Source organism: Pollutimonas rozaliensis, from assembly GCF_048751585.1.
GTDB lineage: Bacteria > Pseudomonadota > Gammaproteobacteria > Burkholderiales > Burkholderiaceae_B.
Map to the genome: position 1 here is coordinate 1 of NZ_JAZHOB010000393.1, position 230 is coordinate 230.

General features: G+C 69.6%; 1 protein-coding gene. It reads left to right on the forward strand.

Annotation, left to right across the window (positions count from 1 at the left end):
- Positions 1-230 (forward strand): SNF2-related protein (locus V0R37_RS23350; protein ID WP_420376725.1); only part of this gene is annotated, 230 nt, incomplete at both ends.

Consider the following 230-nt stretch of genomic DNA (forward strand, 5'->3'; position numbering starts at 1 on the left):
GGAGGCGCTTCTCGGTGCCGACCTCGCGGTGACCACCTATGCGTTGCTGATCCGCGATCTCGAACGCCTGCGCGAGCACGACTTCGGCCTGCTGGTGCTGGACGAGGCCCAGGCGATCAAGAACGCCGCCAGCCAGACCGCGCGGGCGGTGCGCGAGCTCAATGTGGCCCGCGCCATCGCCATGACCGGCACGCCACTGGAGAACCACCTGGGTGAGCTGTGGGCGCAGC